25 protein-coding genes and 1 pseudogene are annotated in these 24,044 nt (G+C 64.1%); 11 read left to right on the top strand and 15 right to left on the bottom strand.

Annotation, left to right across the window (positions count from 1 at the left end; translation table 11 throughout):
- Window positions 1-45 precede the first annotated feature (45 nt).
- The 6 genes and pseudogenes from ACNJYD_RS23225 to ACNJYD_RS23200 all read right to left on the bottom strand — a co-directional run bounded on the left by ACNJYD_RS23225 (window position 46) and on the right by ACNJYD_RS23200 (window position 6,039).
- On the bottom strand, window positions 46-1,335 hold the full coding sequence (locus ACNJYD_RS23225) for a M20/M25/M40 family metallo-hydrolase (RefSeq protein WP_439363417.1): 1,290 nt from the start codon (window positions 1,333-1,335) through the stop codon (window positions 46-48).
- 118 nt (window positions 1,336-1,453) lie between these two features.
- Window positions 1,454-3,055, bottom strand: a complete 1,602-nt coding sequence (locus tag ACNJYD_RS23220; protein ID WP_172788061.1) for a TRAP transporter large permease — start codon at window positions 3,053-3,055, stop codon at window positions 1,454-1,456.
- Window positions 3,052-3,591 (bottom strand): TRAP transporter small permease subunit, encoded by a 540-nt coding sequence (locus ACNJYD_RS23215; protein WP_172788062.1) that lies wholly within the window; start codon window positions 3,589-3,591, stop codon window positions 3,052-3,054. Before ACNJYD_RS23215 ends, ACNJYD_RS23220 begins: the two co-directional genes overlap by 4 nt.
- 296 nt (window positions 3,592-3,887) lie before the next feature.
- Window positions 3,888-4,922 (bottom strand): GTP 3',8-cyclase MoaA, encoded by a 1,035-nt coding sequence (gene moaA / locus ACNJYD_RS23210; protein ID WP_439363415.1) that lies wholly within the window; start codon window positions 4,920-4,922, stop codon window positions 3,888-3,890.
- A 108-nt stretch (window positions 4,923-5,030) separates the two neighbouring features.
- Window positions 5,031-5,307: pseudogene (locus tag ACNJYD_RS23205) on the bottom strand (hypothetical protein); the annotation flags it as partial.
- Between the two features lie 42 nt (window positions 5,308-5,349).
- Entirely contained in the window at window positions 5,350-6,039 is a 690-nt protein-coding gene (locus ACNJYD_RS23200; RefSeq protein WP_439363413.1) for an HAD family hydrolase, read from the bottom strand.
- A gap of 171 nt (window positions 6,040-6,210) precedes the next feature.
- On the opposite strand from ACNJYD_RS23200, the gene rpiA reads away from it, so the two are divergent.
- The 3 genes from rpiA to gor are packed head-to-tail and all read left to right on the top strand — an operon-like array spanning window position 6,211 to window position 8,904.
- Complete coding sequence (gene rpiA / locus ACNJYD_RS23195; RefSeq protein WP_260383248.1) at window positions 6,211-6,930, top strand: ribose-5-phosphate isomerase RpiA; 720 nt, start codon at window positions 6,211-6,213, stop codon at window positions 6,928-6,930.
- Entirely contained in the window at window positions 6,927-7,469 is a 543-nt protein-coding gene (locus ACNJYD_RS23190) for a DUF2059 domain-containing protein (RefSeq protein ID WP_439363411.1), read from the top strand. Before rpiA ends, ACNJYD_RS23190 begins: the two co-directional genes overlap by 4 nt.
- 46 nt (window positions 7,470-7,515) lie before the next feature.
- Window positions 7,516-8,904, top strand: a complete 1,389-nt coding sequence (gene gor / locus ACNJYD_RS23185) for a glutathione-disulfide reductase (protein WP_439363409.1) — start codon at window positions 7,516-7,518, stop codon at window positions 8,902-8,904.
- Window positions 8,905-8,906: 2 nt separating this feature from the next.
- Here gor and ACNJYD_RS23180 read toward each other — a convergent pair whose 3' ends face one another.
- The 4 genes from ACNJYD_RS23180 to ACNJYD_RS23165 all read right to left on the bottom strand — a co-directional run bounded on the left by ACNJYD_RS23180 (window position 8,907) and on the right by ACNJYD_RS23165 (window position 12,707).
- Window positions 8,907-10,046, bottom strand: coding sequence for a hypothetical protein (locus tag ACNJYD_RS23180; protein ID WP_439363407.1), 1,140 nt, complete (start codon window positions 10,044-10,046; stop codon window positions 8,907-8,909).
- A 336-nt stretch (window positions 10,047-10,382) separates the two neighbouring features.
- On the bottom strand, window positions 10,383-10,568 hold the full coding sequence (locus tag ACNJYD_RS23175) for a hypothetical protein (protein WP_271503512.1): 186 nt from the start codon (window positions 10,566-10,568) through the stop codon (window positions 10,383-10,385).
- A gap of 62 nt (window positions 10,569-10,630) precedes the next feature.
- Complete coding sequence (locus tag ACNJYD_RS23170) at window positions 10,631-11,860, bottom strand: carboxylate-amine ligase (protein WP_439363406.1); 1,230 nt, start codon at window positions 11,858-11,860, stop codon at window positions 10,631-10,633.
- 19 nt (window positions 11,861-11,879) lie between these two features.
- Window positions 11,880-12,707, bottom strand: a complete 828-nt coding sequence (locus ACNJYD_RS23165; protein ID WP_212257608.1) for a class II glutamine amidotransferase — start codon at window positions 12,705-12,707, stop codon at window positions 11,880-11,882.
- A 356-nt stretch (window positions 12,708-13,063) separates the two neighbouring features.
- On the opposite strand from ACNJYD_RS23165, the gene ACNJYD_RS23160 reads away from it, so the two are divergent.
- The 5 genes from ACNJYD_RS23160 to ACNJYD_RS23140 all read left to right on the top strand — a co-directional run bounded on the left by ACNJYD_RS23160 (window position 13,064) and on the right by ACNJYD_RS23140 (window position 15,605).
- Window positions 13,064-13,531: a TerB family tellurite resistance protein gene (locus ACNJYD_RS23160; protein WP_439363404.1), complete on the top strand. Its 468-nt coding sequence runs from the start codon at window positions 13,064-13,066 to the stop codon at window positions 13,529-13,531.
- Between the two features lie 2 nt (window positions 13,532-13,533).
- Window positions 13,534-13,896 carry a hypothetical protein gene (locus tag ACNJYD_RS23155; RefSeq protein WP_172788074.1) on the top strand — a complete coding sequence of 121 codons (363 nt, stop codon included), beginning with the start codon at window positions 13,534-13,536 and terminating at the stop codon, window positions 13,894-13,896.
- On the top strand, window positions 13,893-14,531 hold the full coding sequence (locus ACNJYD_RS23150) for a TerC family protein (protein WP_260383252.1): 639 nt from the start codon (window positions 13,893-13,895) through the stop codon (window positions 14,529-14,531). The genes ACNJYD_RS23155 and ACNJYD_RS23150 overlap by 4 nt, the downstream gene beginning before the upstream one ends.
- 32 nt (window positions 14,532-14,563) lie before the next feature.
- On the top strand, window positions 14,564-15,139 hold the full coding sequence (locus tag ACNJYD_RS23145) for a TIGR00645 family protein (RefSeq protein WP_439363402.1): 576 nt from the start codon (window positions 14,564-14,566) through the stop codon (window positions 15,137-15,139).
- Between the two features lie 202 nt (window positions 15,140-15,341).
- Window positions 15,342-15,605 carry a hypothetical protein gene (locus ACNJYD_RS23140; RefSeq protein ID WP_172788077.1) on the top strand — a complete coding sequence of 88 codons (264 nt, stop codon included), beginning with the start codon at window positions 15,342-15,344 and terminating at the stop codon, window positions 15,603-15,605.
- A 179-nt stretch (window positions 15,606-15,784) separates the two neighbouring features.
- On the opposite strand, the gene ACNJYD_RS23135 is transcribed toward ACNJYD_RS23140, so the two are convergent.
- Window positions 15,785-16,681 carry an alpha/beta hydrolase family protein gene (locus ACNJYD_RS23135; RefSeq protein ID WP_439363400.1) on the bottom strand — a complete coding sequence of 299 codons (897 nt, stop codon included), beginning with the start codon at window positions 16,679-16,681 and terminating at the stop codon, window positions 15,785-15,787.
- 180 nt (window positions 16,682-16,861) lie between these two features.
- Between ACNJYD_RS23135 and ACNJYD_RS23130 the strand changes: the two genes are divergently transcribed.
- The 3 genes from ACNJYD_RS23130 to ACNJYD_RS23120 are packed head-to-tail and all read left to right on the top strand — an operon-like array spanning window position 16,862 to window position 20,388.
- A complete protein-coding gene (locus tag ACNJYD_RS23130) occupies window positions 16,862-18,250 on the top strand; it encodes a class II 3-deoxy-7-phosphoheptulonate synthase (RefSeq protein WP_439363398.1) in 1,389 nt (462 codons plus the stop codon).
- Between the two features lie 4 nt (window positions 18,251-18,254).
- Complete coding sequence (locus ACNJYD_RS23125) at window positions 18,255-18,608, top strand: diacylglycerol kinase (RefSeq protein ID WP_260383255.1); 354 nt, start codon at window positions 18,255-18,257, stop codon at window positions 18,606-18,608.
- A gap of 22 nt (window positions 18,609-18,630) precedes the next feature.
- Window positions 18,631-20,388 carry an NAD+ synthase gene (locus tag ACNJYD_RS23120; RefSeq protein WP_439363397.1) on the top strand — a complete coding sequence of 586 codons (1,758 nt, stop codon included), beginning with the start codon at window positions 18,631-18,633 and terminating at the stop codon, window positions 20,386-20,388.
- Between the two features lie 25 nt (window positions 20,389-20,413).
- On the opposite strand, the gene ACNJYD_RS23115 is transcribed toward ACNJYD_RS23120, so the two are convergent.
- The 4 genes from ACNJYD_RS23115 to ACNJYD_RS23100 are packed head-to-tail and all read right to left on the bottom strand — an operon-like array spanning window position 20,414 to window position 24,032.
- Window positions 20,414-20,806 (bottom strand): cytochrome C oxidase subunit IV family protein, encoded by a 393-nt coding sequence (locus ACNJYD_RS23115; RefSeq protein ID WP_172788081.1) that lies wholly within the window; start codon window positions 20,804-20,806, stop codon window positions 20,414-20,416.
- 9 nt (window positions 20,807-20,815) lie between these two features.
- Complete coding sequence (locus ACNJYD_RS23110) at window positions 20,816-21,538, bottom strand: heme-copper oxidase subunit III family protein (protein WP_172788082.1); 723 nt, start codon at window positions 21,536-21,538, stop codon at window positions 20,816-20,818.
- 14 nt (window positions 21,539-21,552) lie between these two features.
- Entirely contained in the window at window positions 21,553-22,257 is a 705-nt protein-coding gene (locus tag ACNJYD_RS23105) for a cytochrome c oxidase subunit 3 (RefSeq protein WP_439363395.1), read from the bottom strand.
- Entirely contained in the window at window positions 22,254-24,032 is a 1,779-nt protein-coding gene (locus tag ACNJYD_RS23100; protein WP_172788084.1) for a cbb3-type cytochrome c oxidase subunit I, read from the bottom strand. Before ACNJYD_RS23100 ends, ACNJYD_RS23105 begins: the two co-directional genes overlap by 4 nt.
- Window positions 24,033-24,044: the final 12 nt, after the last annotated feature.

Below are 24,044 nucleotides of genomic sequence, written 5' to 3'. Positions count from 1 at the left end.
GCGCCACCTTCTCCCACAAGGGGGAGAAGGAAAGAAGCGCAGCCGCTATTTCAGCTTGCCCGTGGACAGGTCCATGATCATCCGCGTCGCCAGATAGAGCCGCGGCACGATGCTGTTGACCTGCACATATTCGGCATCGTTGGAGTGCGCGCCGAAGCCCGACAGGCCCATGCCTTCCACCACGGCTCCTTTGGACTGCAGCGCGGCAAAAGCCGCGTCGGTGCCGCCGCCGGTCGCCTTCTCGTCGACCTTGAGGGTTAGTCCGATCTCCCCATAGATCGTCTTGCCATGGGCCGCCACGCGGCGCGCCGCCTCGCTGGCTTCGAGCGGCGGGCGGCGCACCTCGAATTTCAGGTCGACCCTGGAATCGGGCAGCAGGCGATTCTTGATCTTGTCCTGCAGCGCCTTTTGCAGCTCGTCGAAGTCGGACACCTTGAGCGCGCGTGCGTCGGCCTGGGCGGTGGCCTCGGCAGGGATCACGTTGCGGTTGGTGCCGGACTTGGACACCGTCCAGTTCAGCTTCAGGCCCTGCTCGGGCTTGGACAAGTCCTTCATCTGCAGCACCTGGTGCGAGAGCTCGTACAGCGCATTCACGCCGCCCTCGGGCCGTGCGCCGGCATGTGACGACTTGCCCTGCACGCTGAGATAGGCCGAGCCGATGCCGCTGGTGGCGAGGCGCAGCGTGCCGTCGGTGCCGCCGCCTTCGAACGAGAACACCACGTCCTGATCCGATGCGAGCTTGGTGATGGTGCTGCGCCAGCCGGGCGAGGAGATCTCCTCGTCGCCGTTCGTGAGCACCGTGAGCGTGCCGTAATCCCTGAAGTTCAGCTTCTGCAGCAACGCCACGGTATGGAGAATGAGCGCGACGCCCTGCTTGTCGTCGGCGATGCCGAGGCCGTAAGCCTTGTCGCCGTCGAGGCGGAACGGCTGGTCCTTCAGCATGCCCTTCAGGTACACCGTGTCCATGTGGGCAATCAGCATGATCTTCCTGGTCCCCGTGCCCTTGAACACGGCGTGGACGGCCGGTCCGATCTTCTCAGGGGTGTCGTCGAGGCGATAGATGTCGGTGGGTTGCAGGATCTCCACCGTGCCGCCGAGCTGCTTGAGCTGACCGGCAATGCGGTCGGCGATCTGGTTCAGGCCTTCGAGGTCCTTGCTGCCGGATTCGATATTGACGAGATCGCGCAGCGTGTCGAGCAGCGGCTGCTGCTCCTTTTGCGCCAGCATCTGGACTTCGGCGACCGGCTCGGCATGCACCATCGTTGCGGCACCTGCCAGCCAGAGTGAAGCAAGCAACGGAGCGACGAGCGAGGGAACAGGGTGCGATCGGGGCATGCGCGGCCATCCATGGAGGTTGGGGACGGCCCGGTATGCCTCCGATTCCGGTGCTTGTCACGCGCCGAGGCGTGTCATGCGCCGCTTCAGCGGAGCATGACGGCGAGCCTCGTTCCCGCTACTTCTGCGGCGGGCCGAGATCCAGCGGCGGCAGCTCGATCTGCGGCACCTCGATCTTGACCTTGTCGAGATCGACGTTGAGCGGCTTGTCGAGCAGGCCCGTCACCACGGACGGGAAGATGATCACCAGCAGCACCATGATCATCTGCAAGCCGATCCAGGGCACGGCGCCCCAGTAGATGTCGGAGCTCTTCACTTCCTTCGGCGCGACCCCGCGCAGGTAGAAAAGCGCGAAGCCGAACGGCGGATGCAGGAACGAGGTCTGCATGTTGACGCAGATCATCACGCCGAACCAGATCAGGGCGGCGTCCGGTCCGACCACCGGCGCGAGGATCTTCTGGGCGATCGGCGCGATCATCGGCAGGATGATGAAGGCGATCTCGAAGAAGTCGAGGAAGAACGCCAGGAAGAAGATGAAGAGATTGATGAAGATCAGGAAGCCCCAGACGCCGCCGGGCAGCGAGGTCAGGAGATGCTCGAGCCAGACGCCGCCGGAGACGCCGAGAAATACCACCGAGAAGCAGGTCGACCCGATCAGGATGAAGGTGACCATGCAGGTGAGGCGCATGGTGGACTGGTAGCCCTGCGTGATCAGGTCGCGCAGGTCGGGGATGCGCGCGGCCCGAATGCAGATCCACACGATTGCCAGATAGGTCAGCGCGAAGGCGATCTTGAAGATCAGATTCTCGCTGAACAGGATCGCGACGATGGTGCCGATGCCGGCTGCGATCACGCCGATGATCAAGATCTTGTTGTCGGTCGAGGAGAAGTCCTTGTGGTGGATCGCGGCGAGCACGATGGCGCCGACGGCGCCCATCGCGCCGGCTTCCGTCGGCGTCGCCAAACCCATCATCATGGTGCCGAGCACGACGAAGATCAGCACGGCCGAGGGGATGATGCCCATCAGGCACTTCTTCCACAGCGCCCAGCCGGTCAGCGTGCGCGCCTCCAGCGGCACCGCCGGCACATGGCTCGGCTTGATCAGGCCGAGGACGAAGGTGTAGCCGGCGAACAGAACGATCTGAAACACCGAGGGGCCCCAGGCGCCGAGATACATGTCGCCGACCGACTTGCCGAGCTGGTCGGCGAGCACGATCAGCACCAGAGAGGGCGGCACCAGCTGCGTGATAGTGCCGGACGCCGCCAGCACGCCGGTGATGTAGCGCATGTTATAGCCGTAGCGGATCATCACCGGCATCGAGATCAGCGCCATGGCGATCACCTGCGCCGCCACCGTGCCGGTGATGGCGCCGAGGATGAAGCCGACGATGATCACGGAATAGCCGAGGCCGCCGCGGACCGGGCCGAACAACTGGCCCATCGAATCCAGCATATCCTCCGCGAGGCCGCACCTCTCCAATATGGCGCCCATGAACGTGAAGAACGGGATCGCGAGCAGGAGCTCGTTGGAGAGCACGCTGCCGAACACGCGGCCGGGAATGGCCTGGAGGAAGTTGAGGTCGAAGAAGCCCAGATGGATGGCGAGGAAGCCGAAGGAGAGACCGACCGCGGCGAGCGTGAATGCCACGGGGAAGCCGATCAGCATCGCCAGAACCAGGCCGCCGAACATCAGCGGCGGCATCATCTCCAGCGTAATCATTGGGTCGGCCTCTCGTACTTGGCGTCGATCGTCACATAGCCCTGGAGAGCCGCGATACGCTTGATGACCTCGGAAACACCCTGGATCGCCAGCATCACGAAACCGGCGGGGATCACGAACTTGATCGGCCAGCGGATGAGGCCGCCGGCATTGGCCGACATCTCGCCGACGCTATAGGCCTGCATGAAGAACGGCCAGGACAGATAGGCAAGCAGGAGACAGGAGGGAATGAGAAAGAACAGGGTGCCGATCATGTCGAGCCAGAGCTGGCCGCGCTCGGACAGGGTCAGATAGAAGATCTCGACCCGCACATGCTCATTGCGCTTGAAGGTGTAGGCCGAGCCGAACATCACGAGAATGGCGAACATGTACCATTGCAGCTCCAGCCAGCCGTTCGAGGAGTCGTTGAAGGCGTAGCGGATCATGGCGTTGGCCGCGCTGACCAGGCATGCCAGGAGCACGAGCAGGTTACAGACGTACCCAATTTTCTCGTTGAGGGTGTCGATGGCGTTACTCAGCGCCAGCAATGGACGCATCTTACTCTCTCTCCGTCGCGGCCTAATACTTCACGGCAGGCTTCAACATGCATCGCTCGGCTCGCATGCAGAAAAAGCACGCGACCGCACGGATCATATTCCGAAGCGATTGCAGCGTCAGTCCTCCCCTCGCGCCTTGCCGTCTTGACCGCGACCGCCGACGGGCGGGCCGGCTTATGTTGCCGGGCAAGCAAAGGCGGTCGCACCAAACCAGCGGCTTGGCGTGCCGTCAATCGGAAAATGGACAAATTGACGCGCCGTCAAAAGCTTAGGTTAGCGAGGCGCGGGGCACGCTTTCAGCCGCCCGTCACGCTCATGTGCCTGGAGACGCTGGGGCGGTCGTGGCGGCGGTCGATGATGAAATCATGACCCTTGGGCTTCAGCCCGATGGCGCGGTCGATCGCATCCGCAAGCAACAGGTCGTCGCTCGATGCACGCAGAGGTTTGCGCAAGTCCGAGGCATCCTCGTGGCCGAGGCAGGTGTGCAGCGTTCCGGTGCAGGTGATGCGCACCCGGTTGCAGGATTCGCAGAAATTATGGGTCATCGGCGTGATGAAGCCGAGCTTGCCGCCGGTCTCGGCGACGCTGACATAGCGCGCCGGTCCGCCGGTGCTCTCGGCCAGATCCGTCAGCGTGAATTGCTGGGCGAGGCGGGCGCGTACCAGCGACAGCGGCAGGTATTGGTCGATCCGGCCCGAGCCGATCTCGCCCATGGGCATCACCTCGATCAGCGTCAGGCCCATGCCCTTGCCGTGGGCCCAGCGCATCAGTTCGGGCAGTTCGTCCTCGTTGAGGTTCTTCAGCGCGACGGCGTTGATCTTGACGGCAAGCCCCGCGGCGCGCGCGGCCTCGATGCCTTCCAGCACCTTGTCGATCTCGCCCCAGCGGGTGATTTCGCGAAACTTCTGCGGATCGAGCGTGTCGAGCGAGACGTTGATGCGGCGGACGCCGCAATCGGCGAGTTCCTGCGCGTGCTTCGCAAGCTGGGTGCCGTTGGTGGTCAGCGTCAGCTCGTTCAACGCGCCGCTCGACAGGTGCCGCGACAGGGAGCGGACCAGCGTCATGACGTTGCGGCGGACCAAGGGCTCGCCGCCGGTGAGGCGCAGCTTCTTCACGCCCTTGGCGATGAAGGCCGTGCAAAGCCGATCGAGTTCCTCGAGCGTCAGGAGATCGGCCTTGGGCAGGAACGTCATGTCTTCCGACATGCAGTAAAAGCAGCGCAGGTCGCAGCGGTCGGTGACAGAGACGCGCAAGTAGGTGATGGTCCGCCCGAACGGATCGGTCATCGCGCTCGACAGCGCGGCGCGGGGGCTCGCGGGAAGTCCGTTCATAGCAAATGCCTTGTCCCTAACGGCGACGGGCGCACCTTTGCTTCAAAGGTGCGGTCGAAGCAATCTAAGCATCGGACGCGGCTAGGACAATCGGTTGGTATACGTAACTCAGCGCTTGCCTCCATTCAGATCGGGGAAGGGGAGCTCGGTGCGGGTGCAGCATTGGCCGGCGCCGCGGCGGGCGCGGCCGGCTGCGGTTTCGGCTTCGGATTCTTGGGCCGGTGCGGCTTGCGGACCGGCTTCGGCGGCACGGCCGGCTGGAGTTCCGCAAAACCGGGTTCGGATCGGTGGTGATCGAGGCGGGCGTGGTGAAACCGCCGGGATTCTTGATCACGTTCACCGGCACGCTGGTCGGCTGGTACTTGGGAAGCGCGAAAGCGACGGTGATCCTGTGAATATATCAAATAAATCAGCGGCTTGCGGTGGGTTAAGCGCTCATCAGGCTGATTGCGGCCGCCGGCAGGTCGCGCATGTGATGGATCAGCCGGTCGGGCTTCAGCTCGGCGATCGGCACGTCGGTGTAGCCGAAGCTGACCCCGATCACGGGCACGCCGGCGCGCCGGGCGACGCCGACATCGGTTCCGGCATCGCCGACCATGATGCTGGCCTTCACGTCCCCTCCGGCCCGGGCCACCGTCTCGCGGAAGATGGTCGGATCGGGCTTCTGGACGCCAAACGTGTCCGCGCCGCAGATCGCCGCGAAGCGGCGGCTGAGGTCGAGCTGGTCCAGCAGGCGCTTCGACAGCCATTCCAGCTTGTTGGTGCAGACCGCGAGGCGATGGCCTTCTGCCGAAAACTGGTCGAGCGCGGCCTCGAGCCCCTCGAAGGGGCGGGATTCCACCGCGATATGGTCGGCGTAATAGGCGATGAAATCGGCGGTCATCCGGTCCATGTCCGCGGGCGTGACGGTGCGGCCCTCCGCTTCCAGCCCTCGCTCGATCAGCTTGCGGGCGCCGGCGCCGATCATGTTGCGGGCCGAGGCCATCGGCACCGGCGGCAGGCCTTCGCGGTCGAGCACGTAGTTCAGGGCGGTGATCAGGTCGGGCGCCGTATCCACCAGCGTGCCGTCGAGATCGAAGACGATGGTGTGCGGGGCAGTCGTCTTGAAGGAGGTCATGATTCCCAAGCGCTACCGGCCCGGTCATATCCGCGCAAGGGGCGGGCCCATAAGATCACCTTATAGTCCTGTTCCCAGACCCTGTTCTCCGGGAAAAAACGAGGCTACATAGGCCGCCGAAAGCGGCCGGAATCGGCCGCACCTTCGAGACTTCACAAGGCAGGCGCACACGTGAACATGGACCAGTTGAAGCGGCAGGCTGCGGCGCGTGCGCTGGAGGAGGTGCGCGACGGCATGCAGCTCGGGCTCGGCACCGGCTCGACCGCCAAGCATTTCGTCGAGCTGCTCGGCGAGCGCGTCGCCGCCGGGCTCGAGGTGATCGGCGTGCCGACCTCCGAGGCGACGCGCGCCGATGCGGAACGCTGCGGCGTGAAGCTGACGACGCTGGATGAGATCGACCATCTCGACCTCACGATCGACGGCGCCGACGAGATCGATGCCGAGCTCAATCTGATCAAGGGCGGCGGCGGTGCGCTCTTGCGCGAGAAGATCGTGGCGGCCGCCTCGGATCGCATGATCGTGATCGCCGACGACACCAAATGGGTGCCGACGCTCGGCAAGTTTCCGCTGCCGGTCGAGGTCATCCCGTTCGGGCTCGGTGCGACGCGCCGCGCGATCGAAAAGGCATTTGCCGAATGCGGCGTTTCCGGGCAAATGGCGGTCCGCAAGGCCAAGGACGGCCACGTTTTCGTCACCGATGGCGGCCACTGGATCGTCGATGCCCAGCTCGGACGTATTACGGATCCCCCCGGTCTCGCCAAGGCGTTGAGCGCCATTCCTGGCGTGGTCGAGCACGGGCTGTTCATCGGCTTGGCCAGCTCGGCGGTCCTGGCGGGCGGCGACGGAATTCGCGTGATTGAACGGCGCAAGCCGAAAGGAGACCAGGAATGAAGAGCGTGTTGAAATTCTTGCCGGCTGCGGCTCTCGCTGCGGGATTGGCCGTTTCGGCCGCCCCGGCCGTGGCCCAGCAGGGGGGCCAGAAGGCTCCCGCGGCGCCGGCCCAGCCAAAGGCCTCGCCCGCGGCGATTGCGGCGGCCAAGGAGATCTTGCAGATCAAGAACGCCGCCGGAATGTATGCGGGCGCCGTGCCGGGCATGGTCGAGAAGACCAAGGGCGCGCTGATCCAGCAGAACCTGAATTACCAGAAGGACCTCAACGAGGTGGCCCCGATCGTGGCCCAGCAGCTCAACGGCCGCCAGAACGAGATCGGCGAAGGCATGGCGCAGATCTATGCCAGCGAGTTCACCGAGCAGGAGCTGAAGGACCTCGTCACTTTCTACAAGTCGCCGTTGGGCAAGAAGCTGATCGATGCCGAGCCGCGCGCGATCGGGCAGAGCATGGCGTTCATGAACAGCTGGGCCCAGAGCTTCTCGGAAACCGTGATGGGTGCCTTCCGTGCCGAGATGCGCAAGCGTGGCAAGGAGATCTGAGCGCACCTATCTGAAAGGCGTTTCTTGAAAGGGGTCGGAGTGGACAATGGCTGAATTCGACGTCGACCTCTTCGTCATCGGTGGCGGCTCGGGCGGCGTCCGTGCCGCCCGCATCGCGGCCGGCTACGGCGCCCGCGTCACGATCGCGGAAGAGTACCGCATGGGCGGCACCTGCGTGATCCGCGGCTGCGTGCCCAAGAAGCTGTTCGTGATCGGCTCGCATGTCCGTCAGGAGCTCGAGGACGCCGCCGGTTTCGGCTGGACCGTTCCGCCCGCGAGCTTCGACTGGCCGACGCTGATCGCCAACAAGGACAAGGAGATCGCGCGACTGGAGGCGGCCTACACCGCCAATGTCGAGAAATCAGGCGCGCAGATCGTCAAGAGCCGCGCGGTGATCGAGGACAGGCACACCGTCCGCCTGCTCGAAAACGACAAGAAGGTCACGGCGAAGTACATCCTGATCGCGACCGGCGGCGCGCCCAACCATGGCGCGGCGATCCCGGGCATCGAGCACGTGATCTCCTCCAACGAGGCGTTTCATCTGAAGAAGCTGCCGAAGCGGATCGTGATCCAGGGCGGCGGCTATATCGCGCTGGAATTCGCCGGCATCTTCGCCGGCTTCGGCTCCGACGTCACGGTGATCTATCGCGGCGACAACATTCTGCGCGGCTTCGACGAGGATGTCCGGACCCATGTCCGCGCCGAGATGGAGAAGCAGGGCATCACCATCCTCACCGGCTGCACCGTGACCAAGGTCGACCGTCACGGCGAGGACTTCACCACGCACCTGTCGAACGGCTCGAGCCTCGCCTCCGATCAGGTGATGTTCGCGATCGGCCGCCATCCGAACCTCGCCAATCTCGGCCTGGAGAACGCCGGCGTCGCCATCAATCCGGCGAACGGCGGCATCGCGGTCGACCATTTCTCCAAGAGCTCGGTCGACAGCATCTATGCCATCGGCGACGTCACCCACCGCTTCAACCTGACGCCGGTCGCGATCCGCGAGGGCCATGCCTTCGCCGACACCGTGTTCGGCAAGCGCGAGGTACAGGTCGATCACGCCAACATTCCGACGGCCGTGTTCTCGCAGCCGGAGGTCGGCACGGTCGGCCTGACGGAAACCGAGGCGCGCGCGCAATTCAGCCACGTCGACATCTACAAGACGACGTTCCGGCCCATCAAGGCGACGATGTCGGGCCGCGACACCCGCGTGCTGATGAAGCTCGTGGTCGACGGCGCGACCGACCGCGTGCTCGGCTGTCACATCGTCGGCGATGCCGCCGCCGAGATCACGCAAGCCGTCGCGATCGCGGTGAAGATGAAGGCGACCAAGGCCGATTTCGATGCGACCATCGCGCTGCATCCGACCGCCGCCGAAGAGCTCGTCACCATGCGCACCCCGACCGCACGCCATGTGCGGCAGGCGGCGGAGTAGCCTCAGCTATACAAATACCCGACCGGCTTGCCTTCGGTGCGCAGGGGACGCACGTCCTTTTGCGTGATGATCTGGCCGGCAAGGCCGTCGATCTCGTCGCGCTGCGTCGCCGTCCAGCTGCGAAGCTCGTTCATGCCCTTGAGCAGGCCGAGGCGGAGGACCTGGGTGTTTTCGCCGACGCCGATGAGGCTGATGGAATCCTTGCCCGCCGTCACCACGTCGCCGGCGGAGAGTTCAAAGCTCTCGCCGGACTTTTTCTTGAACTCGGCCGTGCCGCGAATGACGCGATAGATCACGACCTCGCCCTTCGCAAAACAGGTCGCGTTCGCGGCGGCCGACGTGCTCTTCGGCAACAGTGCGTGGCCACGCGGGTCGGTCGCGATGATGTGGCCCGTGACGAGATGCCCGCTCGGACTCTCGATGCCGATATCGCGCACGTAGACCGGCATCGCCGATCCGACAGAACCATCGGTGAGCGGCTTGAACAGCGCGTCGAGCGCCAGGGGATCCTGAAGCCAGAAGCCGGCATCGGCCGGGCGGTCATGCAGCGGATGGCTCCAGGCCACGCGCGGCGTTTCGTCCTCGTTGATCTGATCCGGACCGACAATGGTCGGATTCGGAAAGGTGGTGGGATCGGTGATGAAGGCTTCGAGGAATTTGCCGGAATAGCCCATCGAGATCGGATCGGGCACCACGGTCTGCGGCGTCTTCAAATTCTCTTCGGTCGACAGGCCCGACCAGGTGTAGAACAGCTGGCGATGCACGATCGCGCTTTGCAGCATCACCGCGCCCGGGCCGACATTGTACCAGCGGCCGTCATAGTCGAAGGTGAACGCGCCCGAGGTGACCAGCACGAGCTGAAAGCCGCCCGGCGGCAGATGCAGATGGAAATCGGTGGGGCCGGTGTCGGGCCGATAGATCGGCAGATTGGTCGCGACCTCGTGCAGGAGGAAGGTTTCGTTGTTGGCGTGGAAGCCTTCGTTGGCGCGGTTATAGAGGGCCTGCGGCCGGTAGGTCGCCTCGAATTTTGCATTCTTGTCGCGATCGATCGCCACGAAGTCCTGATCGTTGAGGCGCAGCCGGGCGCCGTTCGGATGGGTGAGACCGGCGAATTTGATATCTCCGGCAGCATGCACGTTCATGGCATTCTCCGATCTGAGGCCAGTCATCCCGGAGCCGAGCGCACGTAACTTGCCGCTCCTCATCGTGGCGGGGCAGGGACTTGGCTTGATGTCATCTTGCGAATTTCAGGCCAGTCGGAGCGCGATGCAGCGCGTCGGCCCGCCGGCTGCACGCGGCGCGCAAATAATCGAGATTGCACCTGGGGTTAGACGATAGGTGCCGCTAACGAGGCTGATCCGTCCGCGCGTGCCGCAAGGCGGGTAGGGCGGCTTGCCTTGTCTAATTTGTCGGCATGTCCCGCAAAAGTGCATGCAGCCGCGACGGGCAAACGCCGGCGGCTCAGCGTCTGGTGCGGTTCACTCGAATGATCGACGGAGCGTCGGCGCGGGCTTGCCGGATGGGCTGTCAGCCCATTTCGCCATGTCCAAGGCGCGCGCGTCGAAGCCTTCGCACCAGAGGCAGCTCGGCTCGGCGCGGCCTTTGGCCGTCAGCATCGGGACAAGCGCATGGCCGCAGCCGGTGCAGGATATGATGCGATTCATGTGCTTCTCCACGATCGGCGAATTCAGGAATGGCAACTTCGTCGCCGAAGCTTGCGCGGGCGCTATGACGACGCAGGAGCGCTGCGTTGAACAGGCGCGCTCGTTCCGGACAGCGTCGAGGTAGCAATCCATTGTGACACGGCTGCGATGTCGTCGCCGCTTTCGCGATAGGCGCGAAGCTGGAATTCCGCCGAGCTGCCGCGCTCCACGATGGTTCGGCAATGCTCGATCTCGGCGGGGCAGTTCAGTGCGGCTGCATCCTCCGCAATATCGTCGATCAGGCGAGTGAGCAGCTCCGAGATCGTCACCGGTCCGTCCTTGGAGGCGAAGATGCAGTCGGTGCCATAGCGCTGGGCGCGCCATTTGTTCTCGACCGCAATCGCGCGTTCGACCGCGGTGACCTCCCGGGACAGCTGAGGGCGCAGATAGAGATGCCGCGTCAGGCAGCGGTAGAGCGAGGCAATCGCAATCGCGTCGTCGACGAAGGTGCAGGTGTCGGGCGCGCGAAGCTCCAGGGTCGGATGCTTCATGGAAGGACGCATCGCCCACCAGATGTGGCTTTCGTCCGGGATCACGCCGGAGCGCTGCAACGCGCCGACATAGGCGTCGAAATCCTGCTTGCCCTCGAACAATTCGGGCAGGCCGGTGCGCGGCAGCTCGGAATAGGCCGCGAGGCGGTAGCCCTTCAATCCGGTCTTGTGCGAATTCCAGAACGGTGAGGACGCCGACAACGCGATGAACAACGGCAGGTGCGGCAGCATCGCCCGCATCACCGCCATGCGCTTCTCGGGATCCGGCAACTGCACGTGCACATGCATGCCGCACATCATGTTGCGGTGACCGATGCTGCGCAGATCCTCGATCATCTCCTCGTAGCGCGGTTTCGGGCTGGGCTGGGACATGCGCCAGACCGCGCTCGGGTGCGTGCCGGAGGCCATGATCACGAAGCCGTATTGCGCAGCGACGTTCGCGACCTCGCGCCGCAGGAAGCGCAGCTCCTCGCGCGCATCGTTCACATCGACATGAACATTGGTTGCGACCTCGAGCTGCGATTGCAGCATCTCGCGCATGGCCTGGCCGCCGGTCGACCAGTTTGCCGATTCGAACAGCTCGTTGGGCGTGTGGATCGCGACCTCGAAGCTGCGGCGATCGGCGAGGAAGTATTCCTCCTCGATGCCGAAGGAATATTCCGCCGGATTGCCGCCGCCGCCGGCAGAACGGATGACGACGTGCTGCCTGTCCTCGGAGGGGGTGAGGCGCAGCAGCTTTGAAACGTCTGAAGCAAATGTCATTGGCCACCGGCGCAGTCACTTACCTGCGGGCGATAATCCGTCTGACTGTGGCCGGTTCCGCACCCGATGTACTGGAAATTGCAGGATCGAACGGAACAATTTTGACGGCTTCGGACGCTCGCGCGATCAGGGCGTGATTCGGCGGGACTTCCGCCCAGCTCGATTCCTTGTCGAACGGCTCGGAGACGACGATGACCTGCCCGCCGTCTTCGCGGAAGTAGAGCGTGTTGGCGGCATCGTTGACCGAGACGCGAAAGGCGTAGAGGTCGCGGCCGTTGGCGATCGCGCTGGTAAAGCGCAGCCGTTCGCGAAGCCCACCTTCGTTGACCAAGCCGACGAGGGATTGCAGCACGGATTGCGTCGCGCCGAGTGGATCATGCTCGAGACCGGCCCCCATCATCGCCAGGAACACGGCTTCGGAGTCGGTCGTGCCCAGCCGCGACGGGTAATGGGCATCGGGAATCAGCGCCTCGACCTTGCGTCGCAGCCGATTCCAGCTGCCGACGAATCCGTTGTGCATGAACATCCAGTGTCCGCAGGCAAAGGGATGACAATTCTGCCGCGTCACGGCTGTGCCGGTGGCGGCACGCACATGGGCGAAGAACAGATGAGAGCGCAGATGCCGGCAGAGATAGCGCAGGTTTTCATCCGACCACGCCGGGCGCGTCTCGCGATAAAGGCCCGGCTCAGGGTGCTCGCCATACCAGCCGAGACCAAAGCCGTCGCCATTCGAGCCCGCCGTGGACTGAAGCGAGCGGATGCTCTGCGCAATCAGCGAATGCTCGGGTTCGGTGACATAAGGCTCGAACGAGGTGGTTTCGCCCCGGTATGCGATCCAGCGGCACATGCGGGTTCCTGCCAGTCGATTGACGTGTCGCGAGGTGCACCAACACTCGGTGCGGCTGCATGGTTCCCGATGCAAGGGACTGCTTAACCAAAACCAGTAACGCCAATCCGATGCGGCCGCTGGTCGCAGCGGGATCGCCTTGATTCCGACAGGTCCACCTTTATCTCTGAGGCGAACAAGAATCCGGGCCCCTCTGGCGAGGACGCCGACAGACGTCGGCAAACCTCGTGATGTCGGATGACCTGTCCCGCGCGAATGCGATGGATCGGCCGATTGTCGGGCCCCTGTTCCTTCTCTCCGACCATTCGTCTCCATCGCAGCTCCGTGCGGCCATTTCGCAAGCAAAGGGAGCTATGATGTCTGACACCAAAACCTCAAATCCGATCGAGAGCACGGAGCCGTCCAGCCTGAACGAGCAGGCCGCGGCCGCGTTGGTGATCGTTGGCGCCCTGGTTGCGGTTGCCGACCGGCGCGTCTCGCCGGTCGAACGAGACGAGGTGATCCGTTTCATCAGGGATCGCAAGCTGGCGCCGCACATCGCCGACGAACGGCTCTGTGCGATGTTCGACGAGCTGGCCGAGCGGCTCGATGAGCCGGATTTTGCCAATGTCGTGATCGACACGCTGCGGCCGGTTTCGAACCTGCCGCTCTCGTCGCATCTGGTGGAGCTGTCGGAGCGCGTTGCCGCCGCAGACGAGGACGTGCATCCGCACGAAGTCCAGGCGATCAAATTGCTGCGCTTGCTGACGCTGGTGCTGCCGCGCGCCAAGCCTGTCTTGGAAAGTGCAGCGGGTCCCAAGCTGCAGGCCGCCGCCAAGGAGTAAGCATGAGCACGGTTTCGAACGAGCGCGCCAGGCAAACCGAGGGCACCACCGGCCAGATCGCCGGTGGGGACCCGCGCCTGGCCAAGCTCGTCGACCGCCTGCCGCCGCGCATGGCCGACACGGTGACATATCTGCTCAAGCCGTCGAGCCGCTGGGTCAGGATTCCCTCGGGCGCGCTGCTGGTCGTCGGCGGTGTGCTCGCCTTCCTGCCGGTACTCGGCGTCTGGATGCTGCCGCTCGGCCTCGCGCTGCTCGCCGAGGATGTGCCTGCGCTGCGCTCCTCCCGTTCAAGGGTCTTCGACTGGATCGAGCGCCGCAAGCCGCATTGGCTCGATCCGTCGGCATCGAAGAATGATCAAACATGACAGAATTAATCACCCCCGAAGCGCTGACCGCGCTGTTCCAAGTCATCCTGATCGACCTCGTGCTCGCCGGCGACAACGCTGTCGTCATCGGTCTCGCCGCGGCGGGCCTGCCGGCCGGGCAGCGCCGCCGGGCCATCATCGTCGGTATTGCCGCCGCCACTGCGCTGCGCATCGTCTTCGCCGGCGTCGCAACCCAGCTCCTGCAGGTCATCGGCCTGCTGCTCGCCGGCGGCGTGCTGCTGCTCTGGGTATGCTGGAAGATGTGGCGCGAGCTGCGCGAGCAATCCGCGCATTCGCGGCAACTCGCGTTCAGCCATGGCGGCGGCCCGGATGCTGCACCCGTGCAGCGAAAGACCTTCGGCCAGGCAGCGGTGCAGATCGTCGCTGCCGACGTCTCGATGTCGCTCGACAACGTGCTCGCAGTCGCGGGTGCCGCGCGCGAGCATCCCTACATTCTGGTGTTCGGCCTGTTGCTGTCGGTCGCGATGATGGGCGTCGCCGCCGATCTGCTCGGCCGCGTGCTCCAGAAGCATCGCTGGGTTGGCTATGTCGGCCTTGCCATCATCATTTACGTCGCCTTCGAGATGATCTATCGGGGCTCCCTCGAGCTCGCGCCCGTTATCGCGAGTCTCTGAGACGCATGCCTGTCTGCCATCCGGAGTGATCAATGACGTCTGAACCCAAAGCACCTTCGGCGCCGCTGCCGCCGGTCGGCCTGCTTCCAAAGCTGATCTTTGGCTCGCGCTGGCTGCAATTGCCGCTCTATGTCGGCCTCATCGTGGCTCAGGCCGTCTATGTCCTGTTGTTCCTCAAGGAGCTCTGGCACCTCGTCCTGCACTCGTTCGACGCCAGCGAGCAGCAGATCATGCTGGTCGTGCTCGGGCTGATCGACGTGGTCATGATCTCGAACCTCCTGATCATGGTGATCGTGGGCGGATACGAGACTTTCGTTTCCCGGCTGAACCTGAGCGGCCATCCCGACGAGCCGGAATGGCTCGGTCATGTCAATGCCAGCGTGCTCAAGATCAAGCTCGCGATGGCGATCATCGGCATCTCCTCGATCTCGCTGCTCAGGACCTTCATCGAGGCCGGCAACCTCGGCACGACGCGAAGCAATTTCACTGAGACCGGGGTGATGTGGCAGGTGCTGATCCACATGACCTTCATCATCTCGGCGATCGGCATCGCCTGGGTCGACCGCCTCAGCGAGAGCGGCCATCGCAGGGAGGCCGAGCACGGCTGATCTGGCCGCCCAAAGACCTCCCGAGCGGCCAATCCTGGAGCCCGCCTGATCCGTCCCGTCGGGCGGGTTCTTCTTTCGAGATCGATAAAATCGTCTGCAATCGGTTCAGCGCCGGCAAACGCTGCGGACAAGAAGCGTGGCGCCTTAAACCAGGCCTTTGGAACCGATCTGCATCCTGCCCGCAAAAGGGCAGGGCTATCGGATGACAATTCTCAGGGAGATCGTCGCAGCGGTCGCGGGAGTCTACGCGCTCCTGCTGGTCTGTGACGCATTGTTCGGCGTCGGGGAGGCACGCTTCGACGACGCTTATTACCGCGCCAGCTTCTACGCACCGCGGCCGAAGGAGTTTCGGTTCGCGAGCGATACGCCGCCGGCGGTCCGCGTCAGCGACGCCTTCGCACAGTTCGCACCTAGCGAGGCCAAGCCGAACCGGCGCTACTCGTCGCTGACGACGATCATCCGCTAGTGGTTGATAATATCGGGCTGGGTCGGCTTGCTCCGCTACACCTCTCCCCAGCGAGGAGAGGTCGGATTGCGCAGCAATCCGGGTGAGGGGCCGCGGTAATTCGGTGAGACCGTAACCCCTCACCCGGATCGCATCTTTGATGCGATCCGACCTCTCCCTTCGGGAGAGGTGAACAAATCTCATTCCCCCTGAATCCATTCCGCGACGCCGCGCCAGAGCGTGTCGCGGTGCTCGGGGCGGAAGAAGCCGAAATGGCCTATTCCCTTGGCGCCGACGTCGGACGGTCTGACCGTCAGCACCTCCGGCTTGATCGCAGTGAAGCCGCCCGTGAGCAGCTCGACCGCGGGGCGCGTCGCCCAGGGATCGTCGGAGAAGCACAGCGCCCGCAGCTCGCCCTTGAAATTCGCGAAATTCGCCAGCGCCGACAGCTTTGAATCGAAGAGATAGCGGGGGCTCGAGACCCATTCGGTCCATTGCAGGAAGACGCCCTTGGGCAGGTCCTCGCCGACACCGGCCCAGCCCGGTGCGTAACCGAGTGCATGGGCCAGCGGCACGCCGACAAAATTCATGAAGGCGTAGACGCGGTATTTTTCCGGCGAGGTCATCAGCCGCCACGTCGCGGCCTGCGAGGCCACCAAGGCGGCGCGCGAGATCTCGGTGTTGTTGGCGATCAGCCCGAGCGCCTGGCCGCCGAAGGAATGGCCAATATAAGCGAGCGGCAGGGCACGATAGCGCTCGCGCATCCAGCTGACCGCGGCGGTGACGTCGAGCGCGGCCCAGTCGGACATCGAGGCCTTGAAGCCGACCAGCGATTTCGGCTGGTTGTAGCCGACCATCGCCGGCAGGCGGGAATCGCCGATGCCGCGATAATCGTAGGTCAGCACCGCGCAGCCGCGATGGGCGAGGTAGGAGGCAAAGCCTCGATAGATCTTTCGCGGCACGGCGGTCGCCGAATTGATCAGGACGGCATGGCACTTGGCGCCGCGCGGCAGGAACAGGGTGCCGCCCAGGGCATAGCCGTCGGTTGCCGGGAAGCTGATCTCGTCGATGAAAACGTCGTCCAGTGCCGCGTCCATGGCGGTCGGTGTCCCGTCGGATTCCTTAGCCGGCCCAAGCAAATGCGAATTCGGCTTTGGCCGCAAGGGTTTGCGCTGCGAAATGGATTTACAACTGGCGGGGCGTGGCCGGCCTGTGTATAAGGCGGCCCTCGCAACCCCTAGATCAGGTTGTGGTTTTTGCTTCACGGAGAGATTGCGATGTCCGAGCTGTGGACGCCCGAGTCCTGGCGCAGCAAGCCGGTGCTACAGGTGCCCGACTATCCCGACGCCAGGGCTTTGGCCGACGTCGAGGCGCAGCTGGCGACCTTTCCGCCGCTGGTGTTCGCAGGCGAGGCGCGCAATCTGAAAAAGGCCTTGGGCCGCGTTGCGGCCGGCGAGGCCTTCCTGCTCCAGGGCGGCGACTGCGCCGAGAGCTTCGCCGAGCACGGCGCCAACAACATCCGCGACTTCTTCCGCGTGCTGCTGCAGATGGCGGTGGTGCTGACCTATGCCGGCGCCGTGCCGGTGGTGAAGGTCGGCCGCATCGCCGGCCAATTCGCAAAACCGCGGTCGTCGCCGACCGAGAAGGTGAACGGCGTCGAGCTGCCGAGCTATCGCGGCGACATCGTCAACGACATCGCCTTCACCAAGGAAGCGCGCATTCCCGATCCGCAGCGCCAGCTGATGGCCTATCGCCAGTCGGCGGCGACGCTGAACCTGCTTCGTGCCTTCGCCACCGGCGGCTTCGCCAATCTCGGCAGCGTGCATCAATGGATGCTCGGTTTCCTCAAGGATTCACCGCAGTCCCGCCGCTACAAGGAGCTGGCCGACCGCATTTCGGACGCGCTCAACTTCATGCGTGCCTGCGGCCTCGATCTCGAGAGCCATCCGGAGCTGCGCGCCACCGATTTCTACACCAGCCACGAGGCGCTGCTGCTCGGCTACGAGCAGGCCATGACCCGCGTCGATTCCACCACCGGCGACTGGTACGCCACCTCGGGCCACATGATCTGGATCGGCGACCGCACCCGCCAGCTCGATCACGGCCATGTCGAATATTTCCGCGGCATCAAGAACCCGATCGGGCTGAAGTGCGGCCCCTCGCTCAAGACGGACGAGCTGTTGAAGCTGATCGACGTGCTCAATCCCGACAACGAGCCGGGCCGGCTGACGCTGATCGGCCGCTTCGGCTCCGACAAGATCGGCGAGCATCTGCCGAACATGATCCGCGCCGTGAAGCGCGAGGGCCGGGTGGTGGTCTGGTCGTGCGATCCCATGCACGGCAACACCATCAGCTCGACGTCCGGCTACAAGACGCGGCCGTTCGACCGCATCCTGTCCGAAGTGAAGTCGTTCTTCGCGATCCATGCCGCCGAGGGCACCCATGCCGGCGGCGTGCATCTGGAGATGACCGGCCAGGACGTGACCGAATGTCTCGGCGGCGCCCGCGCGATCACGGACGAGGATCTCAACGACCGCTACCACACGGTCTGCGATCCCCGCCTCAACGCCGAGCAATCCATCGACATGGCTTTCCTGGTGGCGGAGCTGCTCAAGCAGGAGCGCGCCGGCAAGACCCAGCCGATTCCGGCCGCAGCGGGGCTGTAAGACCTTGCTGCGGATCTGGAAGGCCACGATCAATTCCCGCAACGGTCTGGCCTTTGCGTTCCAGTCGGAGCAGGCCGTCCGCGAGGAGATCTTTGCGTTGCTGTTGTCGGTGCCGCTGGCCTGGTTCATCGGCGCGACCGCGATGCGCGCGGTCGAATTGGTGTGCTCTGTCGCGTTCGTGCTGACGGTCGAGCTGCTCAATACCGCGATCGAGAAGCTCGCCGACCGGCTGACCATGGATCACGACAAGCAGATCGGCCGCGTCAAGGACATGGGCTCGGCCGCGGTCGGCATTGCGCTCTTGATGACCGGTGCGTTCTGGATCATTGCCGTCATCGAGCGATTGGGGTTCCTGTAACTCGGGATCGGATGGGGCGGCCATGACCGAACGTTTCGACACATTCGCGGTCACGCTCGCCCAGCTCAATCCGACCATGGGCGACGTGGACGGCAATGCGGCCAAGACGCGCGCGGCGCGGGCGCAGGCCAAGTCCGACGGCGCCGATCTCGTGCTGTTTCCGGAACTGTTCATCGCCGGCTATCCGCCGGAAGACCTGGTGCAGAAGCCCGCCTTCCAGGCCGCCTGCCGCGCCGCGATCGAAAGCCTCGCGCGCGAGACCGCCGATGGCGGGCCTGCGATGCTGGTCGGCACGCCCTGGGTCGAGGAGGGCAGGCTGTACAATGCCTGCGCGCTGCTCGATGGCGGGCGCATCGCGAGCCTGCGCTTCAAGTGCAACCTGCCGAATTATGGTGTGTTCGACGAGAAGCGGCTGTTTTCGCGCGGCCCTGCCGCCGGCCCCGTCACCGTGCGCGGCGTCCGCATCGGCGTGCCGATCTGCGAGGACATCTGGCTGGAGGAGTCCGAGGACTACGAGAACGTGGTCGAGACGCTGGCCGAGACCGGCGCCGAGATCATCCTGGTGCCGAACGGCTCGCCTTATGCCCGCGACAAGAACGACGTGCGCCTGTCGGTCGCGGTGGCGCGCGTGACCGAGAGCGGGCTGCCGCTGGTCTATCTCAACCAGGTCGGCGGCCAGGACGAGCTCGTCTTCGACGGCGCTTCCTTCGCGCTCAATGGCGATCTCTCGCTCGCGGCGCAGCTGCCGGCCTTCGAAGAGAGCATCGTCACGCTGCGCTTCAGCAGAAACGGCGACGACTGGCGCTGCACCGGGCCGATCGCCGAACAGCCCGAGGGCGACAAGGCCGACTACGCGGCCTGCGTACTGGGCCTGCGCGATTACGTCGCCAAGAACGGCTTTCCCGGCGTGCTGCTCGGCATTTCCGGCGGCATCGATTCCGCGCTTTGCGCGGCGATCGCGGTCGACGCGCTCGGCGCCGACCAGGTGCATGGCGTGATGCTGCCTTACCGCTACACGGCCGCACACTCCATCGCGGATGCCGGCGAGCTCGCCGGCCATCTCGGCGTCCGCTACGAGGTGCTGCCGATCGCGGAGGCCGTGACCGGGTTCGAGACGATCTTGTCCGGCATCTTCAAGAACCTGCCGCCCGATATCACCGAAGAGAATCTCCAGGCCCGCACCCGCGGCACGCTTCTGATGGCGATCTCCAACAAGACCGGGCTGATGGTGGTGACGACCGGCAACAAGTCGGAGATGTCGGTCGGCTACGCCACGCTCTATGGCGACATGAACGGCGGCTTCAACCCGCTCAAGGACATCTACAAGACGCAGGTGTTTCGGCTGGCGAACTTGCGTAACAGCTGGAAGCCCGATGGCGCGCTCGGCCCCGCGGGCGAAGTGATCCCGCCCGACATCATCACGCGCCCGCCGACGGCGGAGTTGCGCGAGAACCAGACCGATCAGGACTCGCTGCCGCCCTATGACGTGCTCGATGCCATCCTGGAGCGCCTGGTCGAGCGCGACGAGCCGCTGGATCAGATCATCGCCGCCGGCTTCGACCGCGAGATCGTCACCCGCATCGACCACCTGCTCAACGTCGCCGAATACAAGCGCCGCCAGGCCGCGCCCGGCGTGAAGGTGACGCGACGGAATTTCGGCCGCGACCGCCGCTATCCCATCACCAACCGCTTTCGTGACAAAGGCGAGCCGTTGCCCGCCGCGGATGAGGCGCTGGTGTCACGTGGCAGCACGGCGTCAATCGACGCGTTCGAGGGCTGAACTCCAGCTTGAGCACCGGCAGGCGCTACGACGGGGTTGCGAAAAACAGCACCCTCAGGAAGTGCGTGTATTCGGATTCGAGCACCATGATCGACACAAAAACCAATACCGCGACCGGGGGCAGCAGGATGGCATAGGTCAAGGCCAGCCGCTCCCAGGCCATGTGCATGAAGACGGCGACGATCAGGCCGGCCTTCAACATCATGAACAGCAGGATCAGCGACCACCTGAGATAGCCATGCAGGCCAAAGTAGTCGACGAGGTAGGAGCACGTGCTGAGGACGAACAACCAGCCCCAGACCACGAGGTAGAGCTTGATCGGGTGCTGTTGCCCCTTGGCGTGAACGGCTCCCGTTGCGACTGCGCCATGCGCCGGAGCGTGGAGCTGTCCTTCCATGTGTACCGCCGCGTTTGTCATGCGCCGACCTCACCAAAGATAGAAGAATGCGAAGATGAACACCCACACGAGATCGACGAAGTGCCAGTACAGGCCCGTGATCTCGACGATCTCGTAATACCCCTTGCGGCTCGTGAAGAAGCCGCGCCTCTCGACGTCGAAGTCGCCGCGAAAAACCTTTCGCGCAATGGCGATCAGGAAGATCACACCGATCGTCACGTGGGTGCCGTGGAAGCCGGTGATCATGAAGAAGCTCGCACCAAACTGCGGCGCACCCCATGGATTACCCCAGGGCCGGACGCCCTCCATGATCAGCTTGGTCCATTCGAAGGCCTGCATTCCGACGAAGGTTGCACCGAAGGCTGCAGTGATCAGCATCAGGATTGCGGTTCTCACGCGATCGCGGCGGTAGCCGAAATTGACGGCCATCGCCATCGTGCCGCTGCTGCTGATCAGGACAAACGTCATGATGGCGATCAGGATCAGCGGAATGTGCTGTCCGGCGATGTTGAGGGCGAAGACCTCGCTGGGATTGGGCCAGGGTACGGTCGTCGACATCCGCGCCGTCATGTAGGAGAGCAGGAAGCAACTGAAGATGAAGGTGTCGCTGAGGAGGAAGATCCACATCATGGCCTTGCCCCAGGACACGTTCTTGAAGGCGCGCTGATCGGACGCCCAGTCAGCGGCGATGCCGCGCCAGCCTTCAAGCCGCGCAGGCGATTGCCCCGGATTTGTCAGCACGGTCTCAGCCATCTGGTCTCGCCTCCCTAGCTCAGCAATTGGCGGCAAATGTTGACGAAATCGTCGGTCCAGCCGGTGAGAAGACCGAGCAGGACAAGCCAGACCAACAGCAGGAAGTGCCAGTAGATGGCGCACAGCTCGACGCTCAAGCGCATGTCGGCGATCTCGGCGCCGCGCCACATCTTGGCTGAGGTTCGGCCCAGGGCCACCAGACCGCCCGTCAGATGCAGCCCATGCACTGCGGTCAACACGTAGAAGAAGGAATTCGCCGGGTTGGACGCCACGAAATATCCCGCAGCCCCGAGCCGTTGCCAGGCCAGGAGCTGCCCGGCGAGGAAGATCACGGCAGATGCTCCGCCGGCGAGCAGACCGATCATAACGGTCTCAGTATCGTGGCGGCGCGCGGCCGCGTACGACCATTGCAGCGCGACACTGCTCAGGACAAGGACGCCCGTGTTGACCCACAGCAGCCGCGGTATCGGCAGCGGCCGCCAGTCCACCACGCTCATGCGCATCGAGTAGGCGCTGATGAAGAGGACGAACAAAGCGCTCGCGACCGCGAGAAACACGCCAAGACCGACCTTCGCTGCCGGCCAGGTCATGGCATCGCCGCCGGGGAAGTCGCCGGCCGCGCCTTCCTCCAGCCAGGGCTTGGCCGTCAGGCGCTGCTGCGACAGCCACCATCCGGCGATCACCGCAAGCACAGCCAGGAACAGGATGACGGCGCTCACGAAGCAGCTCCTTGAGCGAGCTGCGTCGCGCGCGGCGGCTGGTTCTGCGGAATGAAATCCTCCGCGGCGCCGGGCACACTGTAGTCATAGGCCCAGCGGTACACGACCGGGAGCTCCTTGCCCCAGTTGCCGTGCCCCGGGGGCGTCTCCGGCGTCTGCCACTCCAGCGTCGTCGCCCGCCACGGGTTGCCGCCTGAGGCCTCACCTTTGAACAAGCTCCAGACGAGGTTGAACAGGAACACCATCTGGCTGAAGCCGACGGTCAAGGCCACCACCGAGATGAAGGCGTTGAGTGAATGGGCCGAGGACGGGATGAACGTCGTATCTCCGAGTTCGAAATACCGGCGCGGGACCCCGAGCAGTCCTAGATAGTGCATGGGGAAGAAGATCAGGTAGGCGCCGAGGAAGGTGACCCAGAAGTGAAACTTGCCCATGGCCTCGTTCAGCATCCGCCCCGTGACCTTTGGGTACCAATGATAGATCGCGCCGAGCACGACCATGATCGGCGCCACGCCCATCACCATGTGGAAATGGGCGACCACGAACATGGTATCCGAGAGGGGCACGTCCACGACGACGTTGCCGAGGAAGAGGCCGGTGAGCCCGCCGTTCACGAAGGTGATGATGAAGCCGAGGGCGAACAGCATCGGCACCGTGAGATGAATGTCGCCGCGCCACAGGGTCAGCACCCAGTTGTAGACCTTGATCGCGGTGGGGATTGCGATGATGAGCGTCGTGGTGGCGAAGAAGTACCCGAATTGCGGGAACATGCCGCTCACATACATGTGGTGCGCCCAGACGATGAAGCTGAGCGCGCCGATGGCTACGATCGCCCAGACCATCATGCGATAACCAAAGATGTTCTTGCGCGCATGCGTGCTGATCAGATCCGAGACGATGCCGAAGGCGGGCAGGGCGACGATATAGACTTCGGGATGGCCGAAGAACCAGAACAGGTGCTGGAAGAGCAGCGGGCTGCCGCCGCCATATTTCGAAAGCGTACCCATCTCGACGAGGGAGGGCATGAAGAAGCTGGTTCCCAGGAGACGGTCGAGCAGCAGCATGACCGAGGCAACGAACAGTGCAGGGAATGCCAAGAGCGCCATGACGGTCGCGGTGAAAATGCCCCACACCGTCAGGGGCAGGCGCATCAAAGTCATGCCGCGCGTGCGCGCCTGCAACACCGTGACCACATAATTCAGCCCGCCCATGGTGAAGCCGATGATGAACAGGATCAGGGACGCCATCATGAGAATGATGCCCCAATCCTGCCCGGGCGTTCCGGAGAGGATTGCTTGCGGCGGGTACAGCGTCCAACCGGCGCCGGTGGGGCCGCCGGGCACGAAGAATGTCGAGGCAAGCACCAGGACCGCGAGCAGGTAGACCCAGTAGCTCAGCATGTTCACATAAGGGAAGACCATGTCCCGGGCGCCGACCATCAGCGGGATCAGGTAGTTGCCGAAGCCGCCCAGGAACAATGCGGTGAGCAGGTAAATCACCATGATCATGCCGTGCATGGTGATGAATTGCAGGTACTGATTGGCATCGATGAAAGAGAAGGTGCCGGGGAATCCCAGTTGCAGCCGCATCAGCCACGACAGCACCAGGGCCACCAGCCCGATGGCCGTGGCCGTCAGCGAATACTGAATGGCGATCACCTTGGCGTCCTGCGAGAAGACGTATCGTGTCCACCAGCTCCGCGGATGATAGAGCTCGACCTCAGGTACTTCGGCAGGCGGGATGCCGCGGATTCCTTCATATGGAATATCGACCATAGAAACCTCCTC

It is taken from the genome of Bradyrhizobium sp. SPXBL-02 (assembly GCF_051853065.1).
GTDB lineage: Bacteria > Pseudomonadota > Alphaproteobacteria > Rhizobiales > Xanthobacteraceae > Bradyrhizobium.
The sequence above is the reverse complement of the archived record's forward strand: the minus strand, read 5'-3'. Positions and strand labels throughout refer to the sequence as shown.